Genomic DNA, 14,919 nt, shown 5'->3' with positions numbered 1-14,919 from the left:
ATGTGAGTGCCGTGTTCTGTGCGCAGCCACGGCTTAATAAAATAATCGATACGACAAACCTATTTGCGACACGCGCTGGCCACTGCCTCTTGCTGCAGACTCATGAACATAGAAAATTCGCAAGTGATCATTGCCCAGTACGGGCCCGCTTAAGCCCAGGTTTACTTGTGGACCCCAGCCCTGGTTACTATCATGCACATAACCAACATCCACAAAAGGCCGCCAAGGTCGCGAATATGTGTTGCGGTCATCCGTGCCCAACCCCACCATCAGCCCGTACTGCGTATAGTTTTGCGGCATAAACTCAGTCGCGGACGGGATTTCTCCCGGCGGCAAGAGTGAGCCCAGCGAAGAAATCACATTATTGCTTACACCATAAATGCCACGGCTACCCACAACGCGGATGTTCCAGTCTGGAAACTCCGAACGAACCCGGTAGCCTATCGCGCCTGACAAGTCGTATCCACGGCCCATATATGCACGGTCCTGGGCATGATAACGGTTAACTTCGAAAGCGCTCTGTACAAACCAGCGCGACTCGGGGTTCCAGTCCATACCGACGCGCGCGAGATCCTTTGTGGCACCGACCTGCATCTGCGGAGTCAAATCAGTGAACTGGTTGATGCCTACGGCAAAGCTAGTAGTCAAGGGACCACGGCGATCAAACTCGCCTTGTAATAGCCCCGTATAGAAGGACTTGACTGCATTTCGATTACCGACAGTTAGCGACATAGCGCGGTCTATGGTCTTGTCGCTTAGTGTCAGGTTGAACTCACGGTCGTGCGCCGGGACCCACGCCAATTGATCTGTATCTGTCGTTTGCTGGTTGCGTTGCACAGCTTCGAAATTCAGACCTATGCGACTAGTTAGTTTGAGGCCGCCTGCTACCGAGCTTTGAACGTAACGCAGGGGAGTAGACCAAGAACCCATTACGTCAGCCCCAACGTACGGACGATCGCGCATTAATGTCTCTACCATGGTCGCGTGCAGATCATCATTATCGGGCGCACCCTGCGCCGCATGAAACGCTACTGTTTCACCCTCGCTTGTGCGGCCCGTTTGAACCAAAGCGGCAATACGGTTGGTAGTGGAAACGCGGCCTTGTTGAGAATCGAGTACGCGGGCCAGCGTTTCTTTATCATTGGATGCAAGGGCTAAAGCTATCTCAGCATCGGCAGGCCGCAACAGACGATTTGCATATTCGCGTGCTAACCAAGCGCGGCCCAGATCGTTATACTCACCGCTAACAGCCCAGGCCATTACCGTGGATTTGGCGACGGCATTGATATAGCGTTCACGCTCGAGGTGCTTACTCGCAATCGAGCCCACAACCGGCTTAGTACTAGGCGTAGCGAACACCTCATTGAGTGTAGGCAAGCCGGGATTATCGGCCAAGATAGAATTGGCTACCGCAGCCGCCCCAGGCTTGCTCCCTTCCTGCTTCAGCATGTCGACGAGCAAAGCGCGGGAATAAGTCCCATTGGCGAACGTCTGACTTAAGGTTACGCGAGCCGCGATCAGATCAAGACTATCAGCGGAATTCAGGCGCTGTCCTTTATCTCCCTTCTTCAACTTAACGCCCAATCCTGAAACGTCGCCAAGCTGACCAGTCGTCGCCTTATGCTGCAAAATACTCCAGCTCTTGCGGCGAAGATCCCAAGCCTGGCTCGTATTGCCCGAGGCCTCTTCAGCATCGGCCAGCGACATCAACCAGAGAGGATCATCACCGGATTGCACACGTTGCTGGCGCAAATACACAAGGGCTCGCGCGGGGTGCCCAATACGCAGTTCCGCAGCGGCAAACGCGCCCCAGTAACCCGAATTGATCTTGGCAATGGAGCGCCACTTCGTAACAGCTTTATTTAGTTCTTCGTCAGTCCCAAAATCAACCAGGGCCCACAAATAAGTTATGCGGGTTTCATCATCGGCATCCGGCAATAACACAGCACGCCGTAAATCAATCAACGCAGCATCCCAGCGCTGAGTATGCAGATAATATTCTGCGCGTGCGGCCAAAAGTGCGGCCGAGTTATGGAACTGTGCCTGTTGTTCCGGGGTAAGGCTTGCCAGCAAGGTATGAATGCGCGGCCAAGCGTCCGCAGCGGTATAGTATTGCATTGCAAAAGCCAGAGCGGCACTAGAGCTGTCCTTGCGAAACTGCATCTCGGCAACCCTGCCCGCGTCAATCGGATGAGCCTGATAAAAATAGGTCATCGCCGTCAGGTCCGGCGCATCAGACTGCCCAGTCGCCAGCAAATGCTTGTAAGCGAACTCAGCATCCTTGTCGTTTTGAGTTTGACGCGCTAGCTCGGCGTACAAACGCCAATAAGGTGCCGCTTCAGCGTCGTCGCCGACTTTGCTTCGGACATCGCGCAAGACTGCCAAAGCTTCGGCCATATTACCTTGCTGATACTCGAGACTGGCCACATGCGTCGCATAAACGGAACTGGCGGGGTAAGCCACCAAAAGCTTCCGATATGCCTGCAATGCGATCTTGTCGTCGCCGGATCGATCGGCAAGTGCCGCGTAACGCTCTAGCAGGGGACGGCGCACCGCGCCCTTGGCCCGACTGTTGAGATAAGCCATGCCCGCCTCGGGCTGCCCCAGGCGCTCGTAGGCCGCTACTACCTTGTCTTGCAGCGGCAGGTTACCGGGGGAACGATCTGCCGCATGGATAAGGGCGGCAAGATAGGCCTGGTCGTTATCAAGCTGCGGCGCAAGCTTCAGCACATTTTCCCAAGCTTCGTCGCTGCCTGACTCCTTGGCAAACTGCAACCAATACTTCAGTGCTACGTCAGGGTGCTTGTTCCATTGGGCAATCTGGGCCAGCCGCCGCGTCCATATGAGCGGATCGAGATGGTGTTCCAGAGCGCTGCGAGCCAACTTCTCAGCTTCGTTGAGCTGGTTACTTTCAACAAAGGCCTGGAACGCCAGATCATAATCGCTGCTTTTAGTGGCCGTGTCTGTTGCTCCCTCTTTCACTTCGGTCTGCGCGACAAGACGCATGCCTGTCTGGTCAGTAGCCTTGAGAAGAGCGTTGTCCCGAACCAACTTTTTGTAGAGCTGAAGACGATCCAGTTTAGCCAAAGCGACATGATTGGCCGCAGCATAAGCCGCATAATCCGCATATCCTGAGTATTGGTTGATATCGTGGCGGCTTTGATCTGCGTACTTAATTAGATTCCGCGCGTAAAGCCCCATCAGCTCTCTGTTGCTTGCTTGTCGAGCTACATTGATCAAATAGCGCAAGGTTTCAGGATCTTTGGCAAGATCGCCCGCCCTCTTCTCTCCTTCGCTGCTGGCACGACCTACCTGATCCCCCGAGACCAACGCCTTAAGCCCGGCGATAAAATTACGCCGCTTGTCTACGAGCGTCGAAGCCGTATCTTGCGCGGCGAAATATGCCTTAGCCGCCTCGTCGTATGCCTGCCGACCCAGTGCGGCTTCTCCAAGCTGCTCTTGCCACTTCGAAGCATTACTCACATCGGTCGACGCCAATGCCTGGTAATAATGCTCTTTGACTGATTCTGCTCCGGCTTGCCCCGCCATTTTTGCAAGTTGGGTCATAGCGGGAATATCCCACTTATACTCGGTCGTTTGCTTGAGCACATCGACATAATGCGTCATCCCCTGGCCACGTCCTGGATTATCAGGTGGAAACCTGTATGCCAGTTGCTCAGCGACTACTGTGTCCAGCCAAAGCACCTTTTGCTGCGTCTTTGCCGTACCCTTTCCTTTCAGCCCGTCGACAACGCGCTGGGCAGACTCCCAGTGTCCTAACTGCATGTATCGGCCCAGCAGAGAGTTCAGCCCGGCTTCGGAATCCGTCGCATTGCGCTCGCTATCAGCCTCAGTATGCTTCCAGGCTACAAGATAAGCTTGGTCGTCATCCAATTGCGGAGCTAGTGTAAGCACGTTACTCCAGGCCTGGCCGCTACCCGAGGACTGCGCATACAACTGCCAGTACTTTAGTGCTTCGTCTGGGTGGTTATTCCATTGAGCCACTTCAGCCAGACGCCGTGTCCATACCGGAGGATCCATATGCGCTGCCAGCGCTTTACGTGCCACCTGCTCGGCATCGTCCAACTGGCCGCTTTCAACAAATGCAGTGAAAACAAGCTCGTATTCTGCATGTGTATCTGTACGCACGCCATGGGCTTCAACAGTTGGCTTGACCGCTGTCGGCGATTTTTCCTGCGTGGCGACCATTTGCGCCAGATAGCGCGTCCTGGGTAGCGCGTCCTGATACAAAGGGATAGGCACTGCACTGGCGCGTGGCCCGGCCGCCATAAGACTTGCCCGGTGCACAGTAGCCATGCTCAAAGGCAGAACCTGTATCAAAGCACGCGCATACCGGCTAACCAAGTCAGTACGATTAGCCTGTCGAGCCAGGTCAAGGAGATAACGTAAAGTCTGAGGATCACGAGCTAGGTCTGCGTCTATACGCTTCGCGCCTTCACTGCATGCACGATCAACCAGATTTCCCGATTCGAGCGCCTTCAGTGCCTCTATAAAATAATGACGTCTGGCGTCCAAAGTATGCGAAGCATCATAGGCCGAAAAATAAGCGAGGGCAGCGTCGTCATAGGCCTGATGCGCCAACGCAACTTCACCTATTTTTTCGAGCCACGGTGCCGAATTCCCAGCGTCCGTGGCGGCTAGCTTGCGGTAATAGTCAGTCATTACCTCTTTCGCCCCGATCTGACGGGCCATTTCGGCGAATGATTTCATCGCGGAAACGTTCCAGGTGTACTGTGAGGTTTCTTCCAGCACCTGGGTAAAACGAGCCACCCTTTCCGCCCTGCGCGGATCGTCTGGCGAGACCTCATAAGTCATCTGTTCAGTCGCAGCAACTTTGATCAACAAAGCTTGCTCGCGGGCCTTGCCGTCCTTAGCCAGTTGCTCGAGCCTGTCCGCCACCTGAATTGCCTGCTGCCACCTGCCAAGCTTGACGTACTGAGTCGCCAGCAGATTCATATACTCTGGCGAGCTGGGTTGCGCACGCAGTGAGGCCTCCAAATAGGCCACCGACAACTCAGAAGCAGGTTGCGACGAAAGGCTACGTGCAAGCCCGTCGCCACGTGGATAAGCTGTCGCCAAAGCCACCACAATTCCGAGCCCGATCACCACAGAAAACCTCAAAGGGCATAATCGTTCGCGATCGTTATTCACAATTCACCTTGACCAAATGATAGGCAACAGGTTTAGCAGCGTTGCCGCTAACGTTCAACTGCAATGCTCCTGTCTTGCCTGTCGCTACAGCAGATTTTCCATCAATGCTGACCTTGCACCCCAATGCATCGTTGAGCTTCATAAAAGGCTTGTAATAGCCTCCAAACTCAAATTGCATTCCTTTGTCTGTGCGCTCGAACTGACGTACAAAACCGGACGCTTCAGCTATATATGGAACAGACTTAGTCTGCGCTGGAACAATGGTGAAAGACGCCTGGTCCCCACCCATATGAATATATAAGCCACCCGGGCCCGGCAAGTACCCGGACACATTTGACGCCGAAGACAGATCAGGAACGCCTGCGCCAGACCACCGCAACTCACGCAGGTTCTGGCCCGACCTGACGATCCAGCGATTGCCCTCACGCGCAATAGCTACGCTGCGCCAATCCAACACCTTTTTGATGTATTCCGTGGTGAAAATAGGAAATACAGCTTGCTTCAGAACGTCATCGAAGATGGTATGCAACGCCTTAAGGGACGCCGTCTTCGTGCCAGAATAAAAATGATAGTAAATATCAATGGCCTTGAACCGAATCGGCTTGTTGGTCATCTCAAAAGTTTCGAGTACGCGGTCGAAACCATAGAAAGGTCCTTGCCAGTCGTCCGTGTACACATTTTCATTCATGATCGAGGCATAAACCTGATACTCATCGGGCTCGTTCCCCTTGGCCACGCCGTAGGGCGCAATATTTGTCCAACTATTCTTGCTCTTGGTTATAACGGTGTCGCCACCATTGATATTTAGCACCCCTGCCTGGGCAGCACGGCGCAGCGCTATTTTGGGTGCCGCCGCGTCTCCGGGCCAAAACACAGACAGCACAGATTTTCCGGGCGGTGCAAGACGCTGGTTGATATAGTCAATCGTGCCTTTGATCTCGCGATTTACATCGAACTCGTAGTGCGGAATATCCAGGGAAAACGCATCGTCCCCACCCCATTCGGGATTCGGCTTTCCCGCCATGCGTTTGCCCGTCTGCTCGTCGATCTGCTCTAGATTGAAGGGATGAGAAAAAGTGTGTGATGCAATTTCAACATTGGGCAGCGCGAACATCTTACGGGCAATAGGCTCTAGTATGGGCGCCAGCTTAGGGTACATTCCCGCAGCACCCATTTCACCTTCAATAACAGATAGCTGCATGGGAATTTTATAGCGCGTGAAAATCTGATCGTATAAGATCTCCCCGCTGTACTTACCGGTTGAACCCGAAAATTCACCACGCGAGGCAAACCCATCTCCGTCGACGTGCGTGAACAGCAGACGGCGCCCGTTTTCAGTGGTCACGTCCGGAACGGGCATCATGGGCAAGGCCAGCGCCTGCTGCAAGAACTGGATGGGCTGAATTGCCCAGCGGTCTTGTCCGAGAGCACCAAGACTGAATACGGAATAGGGGTTAAGCGAAAACCCGCCCCACGGAGTCAACCCAGCCGCATCGTAGATATATTGATTCGCTTTCAGCCGAAGCAGCGATTTCCCCGAAGAATCGACGCGTATCCCTACAGCATCCCGGATATCGGCGTTGGGCATAACCTCAAACCCCATCATCGACGACTTGCCTACCACTTGTGGCGCACTACCCACCGGCGCCGTACCCGGCACAACCTCAAGACTCAAGGTTCTGGCCGTCTGCGTGTCGATAGGAAAGCCAAACTGACCGAATACAGCCACGCGTGTGCCCTCGCGAATCCGCGCCAGCAGCCATTGGCTCCAGACACCCGAATTACGCACGGCGCGATCCACGGACACGACAATACCCGCGTAGCGATCATTGGTAATCCCACTGGGAAGCCTGCCGTTAATATTTGCGTACTGAATGTCGTAGCCCAGATAATTAAGCGGCATTGCAATACTGTGCACACCAACTGTCTCGTCGAGTGGCTGCCCCGCACCCACAACTTGTACCAACAATATCTTGCGCGGCATGACCTCAATCCGGCCAATGCCCACGGTTGCCATGCCTGGAGCAGTGACAAAAGGGATGACTCCATCAGAAATAAGCTGGCTGGCGGTTTGACGCCGACACTGCTTGTCATTGACGGCGCAGTAGTCAATGGCAACGACGGGAAGTCCTGTACTAGCCTGTAAAGTCTTGACCTGCTGCAGCACGCTAGCACGTAAAGAATCAGGCACCATGGCCAAGAATGATCCTGAGCCTCTAGGCTGGTAATACAGTGAATCGACTACGGAGGCATAAAGATCTTGCGCACGTACCTGAGCCAGCTCCAGATGGTTGCGCAACATGAGGCGGATCTGCGGATACTCAGTGTGAATCGCCTGCATTACTTGCTGCAGCCACTGATCAGACTTCGCTGTGGCCTCGCCAAGGGTGGAACCATCATCCAGCAACAGCCCACGATAGCCCTTGTTCCACAAAGGGGTTACCAACTGGCTAACGATTTCGCCAGCGGACTTAGTGCCTGCCTGAGCGTGCAGATCTAAACGTGCGAACCAAGCCGTATGCGGCGCGAGATCGGCCTTGGGCAGGGCCACTTGCGTAGGGTCGACGACGACGATGTCGAACGCCTGCAGCTCATCTATAGGCAGATCATCCTGATAATAAAAAGCCACATTAGGCGGATTTTGCGCGTTTGCGCTGGGAGCTGCCGCCTGCGCTGACCCGCAGAACAGCAGTACTGCTAACATCGTAGCAACCCCCGCCACGACAGGACTAATTGCGTGACGAAATGTACTGCACAAATGAGAACCTACTTTAAAGAAGTAGGTCCCCTCCGGGGGCCTCACTTCACGTTTACCTGTCTCCCGCCACAACTTCATATTTGATTGATCTCGGTTACAATTAACGATTAGAATTTATTCTTATATGTAACTACTTTGTCTGTAGCAATACCACAACACCAACTAATACATTACCCGCTTTTTAGACACTGTACATGGTGTAACGAACGTCACACCATCTAAAGAAAAGCCAATCAAATTCCATGAAAAGCGCTGTAGTAAGCAATTAAACGGAAGACTATTTCCCTTACAAGACAATAAGCTGCATGTATTAAGCCAGAAAACTGAAGCCATATATATTGTGACACAAATAACATCCTTTTCACAATGTAAATTCATTGCGTGGCGTCAGAAAGTTGCGGACTTGAGGGGAATCTCCTGCCTGCTGAGACGCCGCCTCAATCAGACGATTCCACAGCGGTTTGATCCAGGCCAATGCACAGCCAAATGCCTCCCTATCCCAGCCACTGAATCGGCGTCGTATCGAGTTCGCCCTTGCCGAATCGACCACTGTTCTCCTCGCGTACCTTGCACCTATCGCGTTTTTCAGTTACGGCAGCATTTGGGTTTCTTCATTTTGATATTTCGAGTATTATTGATTAATGGAAACGAAAAATATAGTCCGAGCGCTCGCCGCCATCGCTCACGAATCTCGATTGCAAGCATATCGCTACCTGGTACAAGCGGGGCCTGCGGGGTTAGCTGCCGGCCACCTGTCGGAGCTGGTGGGGATTCCACCCTCTTCGCTTTCCTTTCACCTGAAGGAACTGGTCAACGCCGGATTGTTATCGTCCCGTCAAGAGGGCCGCTTCGTTTTTTATTCAGCCGAATACGCAGTCATGAATTCGCTTCTGGCTTACCTCTCCGAGAACTGCTGTGGTGGGAACCCATGCACGCCCGTAAGCGTCGGTTCTTGTATTGCCACCGAGAGAACCCGCGACTAGCCCTTAATTGATGTACCCGCCCGCTTAGGGCACCTTCCCGTTTGTCGTAAAGAGAGATCCAACGTGCTTGCTGCACTATTAATTTTTATTGTCACCATTATTTTGGTTATTTGGCAGCCACGCGGCTTGAACATTGGCTGGAGCGCCTCAATCGGTGCTGTGCTGGCACTGGTTTTTGGTGTAGTCAGTCTGGGCGACATCCCCGTTGTTTGGCACATTGTCTGGAACGCTACCGGCACGTTCGTGGCGATCATCATTATCAGTTTGCTCTTGGATGAAGCCGGTTTTTTCGAATGGACGGCGCTGCACGTAGCAAGATGGGGCGGCGGACGTGGTCGGCTGTTATTCGCGCTGATTGTTTTGTTGGGAGCGACGGTTTCCGCGTTCTTTGCCAATGACGGTGCTGCCTTGATTCTGACGCCTATTGTCATGGCCATGCTATTAGCGTTAGGGTTCACTCCCGCCGCTACACTGGCCTTCGTCATGGCGGCAGGCTTTATAGCCGACACGGGCAGTCTTCCTCTTATTGTGTCCAATCTCGTCAATATCGTTTCAGCAGATTTTTTCGATATCAGCTTCGCCCGATATGCCGCGGTCATGGTTCCGGTCAACTTTGTTTCCGTTGCGGCTACCTTGCTGGTTCTGTTGCTGTATTTTCATCGCAGTATCCCGGTTCATTACGACGACAATCAGCTCAAGCAGCCCAAAGCGGCGATTCGCGACCTTGCGACCTTTCGCGCCGGCTGGGTAGTACTGGGGCTGCTGCTGATCAGCTTTTTTACCCTTGAAGGGGTTGGCGTACCGATCAGTGCCATCGCCGCCCTGGGTGCACTGGCGCTGCTCATTGTCGCAGGCCGCGGACATGTGATCAGCACACGCAAAGTCGTACGCGAAGCACCCTGGCCTATCGTGATTTTCTCTCTAGGCATGTACTTGGTTGTTTATGGGCTGCGCAATGCTGGACTGACGGAAATGATAGCCGGCTTGCTCGATTATTTGGCCAGCCATGGTTTGTGGGCGGCTACTTTGGGCACCGGCGTGCTGACCGCCCTGCTCTCGTCCATCATGAATAATTTGCCTACTGTTCTGGTCGGAGCGCTTTCCATTGATGCCAGTCAGGCAACAGGTGTAATCAAGGAAGCCATGATCTATGCCAATATCATTGGTAGCGACCTTGGGCCCAAGATCACCCCCATCGGCAGCCTTGCCACACTCCTGTGGCTACACGTGCTGGCGCGCAAGGGAATGACTATCACGTGGGGATACTACTTCAAAGTGGGTATCGTGCTGACTTTGCCCGTCTTGCTCGTTACCTTGGCGGCACTTGCCGTGCGCTTGGGCGCGTTATAAACGACTTATACATGGTGTGCTTGGCCGGAGCCATGCGGCGGCTACTGCTGCCCCACCTTGGTGTACTCCAATTTAAGTTAGGAAGGATTGGCTTCTTTCGCCAACTGCCGCCGGCGTTGCCAGAAGGGCTCATCAGACCAGCGGGGCTGGATACCATAATAGAAGTCGCGTTGCGACAAGTACGTTTGCCAGAGTTGGTGCTGTTGCTCATCGTATTGATGAATGTACTCATTGCGGCTGTCCAATCCCACTGTGCCCTGCGGACAGTCTGTCAGCGCGTAGTGGATCATATGTCCGGCGTGGCTGGCAGTTCTGAGCGCTTTGTCGATGCCTTGCGACGACAGTGGATCATAGGCTTGCGCCGCATCGCCCACCGCCATCCAGGCGTCACCGCAGAAATCTTGTAATCGTTGGCTATTGGCCGGTGCGCCACGGATTGTCCCGCAAGGATGATAACCCCTGGCTTTGAGCAATGGCGTGATATGCGTCGAGTCGTCCAGCAACTGATCAAAGCCTTCCCTACGCGCAGCCATTCTCGCCGCTGGGAGATCCTTGTCGGAATGAAAAACCACCAATCGCCTGCTTTGGTTGTCTTCAGTTCCTGGCAAGCGGTTGCTATACCACCAGCCGTGTGGACCGGCCTCGATCCGGGTATAGCGGTCATCATCGTCGCCGGCGCAGGAAAACCATTGTGCGTAGGCGAACAGGCGGTCGTCGTTGTCGACGGTCTGGACATTGAGCGTTCTGGCCACGACCGATCGCCGACCGGAACAGTCGACCAAATAACGGGCGCGATACTGCCGCGTCTGTGTTTCCGAGGCTAGCGTCAATTGCCAATTGAAAGTATTGTCAGCGATGCGCGCGCAGGACTGGAAGCGGACACCCTTGAGCAAGGTCACACCGGCTGCAAGCGCACTTAAGCGCAGGGCCTCGTCGAAAGCCAAACGTTCGACACACAGGCCGAACCCGGTCGACGTGAAGAAAAAATCCGCGATATCGGCCTGTTCGGTCGCCCATAGAGAAACGTTGCCGGCCGTTCTGAAAAGGCCGGGAAGTTGCTGTTCTGGATCTTCAGGGTCGCCCAGGAAGTGTTTGACCAGACCGATAGAGGTTGGTGGCAGCGATTCACCCAGCTTGAAGCTAGTAGATACCCGCTCTTCCACCAAAAGCACACGCTGGCCAAACCTGGCCAGCGTAATCGCGGTTGCGGCTCCCGCTGGCCCCGCACCGACGATAACAACGTCCCATGTTGGCTCGGCCAGGTCGGGCAGGGTCGATGGCACGAGTTATTTGTCTTTGGCGGGTGGCCGGTTCAATGCGGGATCACGTTCTTGTTCGACGAATACGATCTGGCCGTTGTCTTTCAGGAAACTGCCATCCTCGGTCTTGATTGGAAGCACCATTCCCAGTTTCGACCAAGCAAAAGCCATTTGGTTGTAACCATCGGTGGACGATAGCGGTTCACCGTCAGCATCGTATCCGCGGAACCATTCCTTATAGGTTCTGGTCTTGTCTTTTGCATCATACTCAAAAACGATGTCTGGCCGTTGTGTCGGCCACCATGCATTGTTGCACGACCAGAAGTCGCCCTGCCACGGACTAGACATATAGGCAGCAACAGAGCCCGGCTCAATGCCTTTATTCACGCGAAACGCCTCGGCGAAATTCTCGCGATAGATGATCAAGTAGGGGAACTCGATACCCGGGTGAAAGCCACCACCGATGGTCGGTTCGAGCGCCGAGCTGTCGAGGGCATGCGGCTGCTGGGCCAATGGCAATTGCTCTAGGGAGACGGGTTTTGGCGGAACACCGACCTCAAAGTTTCCGTCTGCCCACTCCTTCAGATGATTCAACTGCAAGTCGGTCAAGCTCAGGAATTGATCCGGGAAATTGTTGCCCAGTTGCTTATTCTGCGCCGGTTTGCCCCCCGTGCCCCACAGCTTGGGCATCTTGGTGTCGTCCTCGGAGCGTTGAAACTCTTCGTTTTTCCAACTGATTGGCCGCTGCGGGGGGGCGGGCAACAACGAATCGACCAGCCGCCCGTTCTTGCCGGGTGCACGCCGCATCAGACCATAGATCATCTGTCTTATCGGCTTGCTTTGTTCTGCTGGATCGGCCAACGCCGCTATGTACCCTGGGCTGAGCAAGTTGCCTGGCTGCTTCGGACCATGGGCAAGGTTCTTTGTCTTGCCCATGACACCCGAAGCCTCGGCGCTTACCCAGCCGTAGTTCACCGCGTTGGCAAACACCGGATAGACATCGCGGTAGAAATTCGTCTTCTGCTTGGCGTAGGGGTAAGCTTCGGGAAACGCCTCGTAGACGCGATCCAGAATCGACACCACATGGTACATGTGGGGAGCAAACTTCGGTGGTGCGGTGACGATCCATGCCCCTGCCCGCGGGTTCCTCGTGCCTTCGTCCGTGGCCGATTTCACGTTGTCGCGTGTGCTCAAGACAGTGCCGTCCTTGAGCGTGACCGTGACGTCGATTTCACCGCCGCAGGTATCGTCCCACCAGCCTGGAATGTTGAAATAGGCAAACTGGTTCGTCAATGGGTTTTTACCGTTGTCGGGACCGTTCGGAGGGTTGACCGTTTCACTTGGGTTCGACAACGCAACCTTCGGTGTCGTGACACATTCGCCTTTCCCCGGCGCGGGAACGAACAGCAGACGGTCTTTGGAATCGAGGCGAAGCTGCCCCAGCTCGATATCCTTGGCGGCTTTATAAGTGACCTCGACCTCTTTCGAAGAGTCCTTAGGCGTGAAACCCTCGAAACGCAATTGGCCTGGCAACGTGCCTTTTTCAATGCCAGTGAAAATATCACCCTTCATGACAACCGGTCCGGCCTGTCCGGAGGCAATCGTATGCACACCGGGATCGATGATTAACTTATCACGTTCAATTGGCTTCTTGCCGGGCTGGACGGACGGGTTTCGCAACTCGTCAGGGTCAAACAGATACGCACCCTGAAACGCATAATTTGCCGCTTTCATGTTCCTGACATGAACCCGCCAATGTACGGATTGGACCAGGCCAGAATCCGACGTGAGCTCTGCGACGACCTTGTCGTTGGCATCATAGGCATACACCCGATACCGCTGCGCCTGGCGTTTCAATCGCGCCCCGCTGTCGCGGTAGGTTCCACCGTTCGGCCCCGGTCCATCGCTACCGCCCGGATCGACCACGACCCCCGGCGCTTCGGGACCGATGTAAAACTCGTCACTGTCTCCCATACGGGCAATGCCGATACCGGGGTGGATGCGTATGCTCTTGATATTCTCGGACACGGCTCAACTCCTTTACAAATTGTCTTTATTAACTCGGCGCTGAAAGGTTATCTTGGCCATAGATATCCAAGTGTTTTCACCCCTGGAAATCGATAATCTACAGACGGAAGACGATGCGAAGCCCAGGTTGCTCAGAGAGAACCCACGATCTTCCAGTCGAGCAAGTCTGTAGAAGTGACCGCGTACCGGTTGCCAAAATGTTCGATGTTGGCGTGGGTCAGTTGGCCTGATTGGGTATGACTCTGTACCGAGAAGCCCCCGCCGAAGCTGGCCTTGATCGATTTCTCGATGTGCGAATCGGCAACTGAAGCCGCTGCGTTGTTCGCGCTTTGCCCTTTCGCCGCGCTGGCGATACCGGGAACCAACAAAACGCAGGCCGCTGCGCACCCCTTGACGAAATCTCTACGCTTGATGTTCATGTTCATGCTCCATAGCCCCTTGGTTCTAGCGCACCTGGGTTCCAGCGCTCCGTCTTGCAAATTATTATACAGATTAAGTTATCGTGAAACGGGATTTATTCGGAATCCGGGAGCGCAGCTTTGAGCTGCAGCGCTATCGCGCCAGTGGCCTCAACCTCATGCTGTATTCCAGGGCTGGCAGCGTAATTTCAAAGGCGATTAGATTTTCCAATGACGACGCACTAATTGATCCGCCATGAGCCTCAACAATGGATTTAACTATCACCAAGCCAAGCCCGGCGCCCTCGCCGCTGCGGCTTTTATTCTAATATTGGTAGCTTGGTTTGGAACGCTCCACCCATTCGCGCCGATGTGAGCTTGGCAACATTTTCTGTAAAATAAAAAGGGGTAAACTGAATGGTAACCGTGGTGAAAACGACGGTAGTGGTAGCCGGTGTAGTTGGTCTATTGGCGCTGGGTGTTGGCACAGCACTGTATGGGATGTTCACCGATTTGGCTAGCGCGTATGTTGATCCTTCAGATCAAACACTGGTAGCACTTGGGAAAAAAGTGTATGCCAATAATTGTGCCGCTTGTCACGGCGCCCAGTTAGAAGGTCAGCCTGATTGGCGGACTCGTCAAGCGAACGGACGCTTGCCCGCCCCACCGCACGATGAAACCGGGCATACCTGGCATCATCCAGACGCTGTTTTAATTGCCATTACTAAAAACGGTCTGGTGCCTGGCGTAACAGCGCCTCCAGGGTATGTCAGCGATATGCCAGCCTACGGCAAATTGCTTTCGGATCACGATATCCTGGCTGTGCTGGCTTACATCAAAAGTTCCTGGCCTTCCAAAGCGCTGGCCGCTCAAAAGGAAATAACCCAGCAAACACCGCAGTAGTACGGCCAGCTCCCCATTTAAGATAAGAACGCAGAACGCCAATCACTTGCTCCAGATACTCTGCACTC

The 14,919-nt window shown here is 54.2% G+C and carries 8 protein-coding genes and 1 pseudogene; 3 read left to right on the top strand and 6 right to left on the bottom strand.

Translation table 11 applies throughout. The annotated features are described in order from the left end of the window. Positions 1-33: 33 nt before the first annotated feature. Together DFR37_RS20130 and DFR37_RS20125 are read right to left on the bottom strand one after the other, a co-directional pair. Entirely contained in the window at positions 34-5,172 is a 5,139-nt protein-coding gene (locus DFR37_RS20130; protein ID WP_147251640.1) for a tetratricopeptide repeat protein, read from the bottom strand. Continuing rightward, positions 5,165-7,876 carry a bifunctional glycoside hydrolase/polysaccharide deacetylase family protein gene (locus tag DFR37_RS20125; RefSeq protein ID WP_170139963.1) on the bottom strand — a complete coding sequence of 904 codons (2,712 nt, stop codon included), beginning with the start codon at positions 7,874-7,876 and terminating at the stop codon, positions 5,165-5,167. The genes DFR37_RS20130 and DFR37_RS20125 overlap by 8 nt, the downstream gene beginning before the upstream one ends. A gap of 695 nt (positions 7,877-8,571) precedes the next feature. Here DFR37_RS20125 and DFR37_RS20120 point away from each other — a divergent pair. After that, positions 8,572-8,913, top strand: coding sequence for an ArsR/SmtB family transcription factor (locus DFR37_RS20120; protein ID WP_113934971.1), 342 nt, complete (start codon positions 8,572-8,574; stop codon positions 8,911-8,913). A gap of 63 nt (positions 8,914-8,976) precedes the next feature. Further along, positions 8,977-10,263 (top strand): arsenic transporter, encoded by a 1,287-nt coding sequence (locus DFR37_RS20115; protein WP_113934970.1) that lies wholly within the window; start codon positions 8,977-8,979, stop codon positions 10,261-10,263. Between the two features lie 77 nt (positions 10,264-10,340). Here the strand turns inward: DFR37_RS20115 and DFR37_RS20110 are convergent, their stop codons facing one another. The 4 genes and pseudogenes from DFR37_RS20110 to DFR37_RS23505 form a co-directional block, all read right to left on the bottom strand. Then, positions 10,341-11,546: an NAD(P)/FAD-dependent oxidoreductase gene (locus tag DFR37_RS20110; protein ID WP_113934969.1), complete on the bottom strand. Its 1,206-nt coding sequence runs from the start codon at positions 11,544-11,546 to the stop codon at positions 10,341-10,343. Between the two features lie 3 nt (positions 11,547-11,549). Further along, entirely contained in the window at positions 11,550-13,550 is a 2,001-nt protein-coding gene (locus tag DFR37_RS20105) for a LodA/GoxA family CTQ-dependent oxidase (protein ID WP_113934968.1), read from the bottom strand. Between the two features lie 131 nt (positions 13,551-13,681). Further along, positions 13,682-13,969, bottom strand: a complete 288-nt coding sequence (locus tag DFR37_RS20100) for a twin-arginine translocation signal domain-containing protein (protein ID WP_113934967.1) — start codon at positions 13,967-13,969, stop codon at positions 13,682-13,684. A 133-nt stretch (positions 13,970-14,102) separates the two neighbouring features. Continuing rightward, a pseudogene (locus DFR37_RS23505) lies at positions 14,103-14,258 on the bottom strand (ATP-binding protein); the annotation flags it as partial. A gap of 107 nt (positions 14,259-14,365) precedes the next feature. On the opposite strand from DFR37_RS23505, the gene DFR37_RS20090 reads away from it, so the two are divergent. Continuing rightward, the gene (locus DFR37_RS20090; RefSeq protein ID WP_113934966.1) at positions 14,366-14,851 is read left to right on the top strand and encodes a c-type cytochrome; all 486 of its coding nucleotides are present in this window, start codon (positions 14,366-14,368) and stop codon (positions 14,849-14,851) included. Positions 14,852-14,919 lie beyond the last annotated feature (68 nt).

This window comes from Eoetvoesiella caeni, assembly GCF_003315175.1.
Classification (GTDB): Bacteria; Pseudomonadota; Gammaproteobacteria; order Burkholderiales; family Burkholderiaceae_B; genus Eoetvoesia; species Eoetvoesia caeni.
The sequence above is the reverse complement of the archived record's forward strand: the minus strand, read 5'-3'. Positions and strand labels throughout refer to the sequence as shown.

What these genes read in the sequence shown, in the direction of transcription:
- DFR37_RS20125 (WP_170139963.1), bottom strand. Translation starts at nt 7,876, where the DNA reads ATGTTAGCAGTACTGCTGTTCTGCGGGTCAGCGCAGGCGGCAGCTCCC.
- DFR37_RS20120 (WP_113934971.1), top strand. Translation starts at nt 8,572, where the DNA reads ATGGAAACGAAAAATATAGTCCGAGCGCTCGCCGCCATCGCTCACGAA.
- DFR37_RS20100 (WP_113934967.1), bottom strand. Translation starts at nt 13,969, where the DNA reads ATGAACATCAAGCGTAGAGATTTCGTCAAGGGGTGCGCAGCGGCCTGC.
- DFR37_RS20090 (WP_113934966.1), top strand. Translation starts at nt 14,366, where the DNA reads ATGGTAACCGTGGTGAAAACGACGGTAGTGGTAGCCGGTGTAGTTGGT.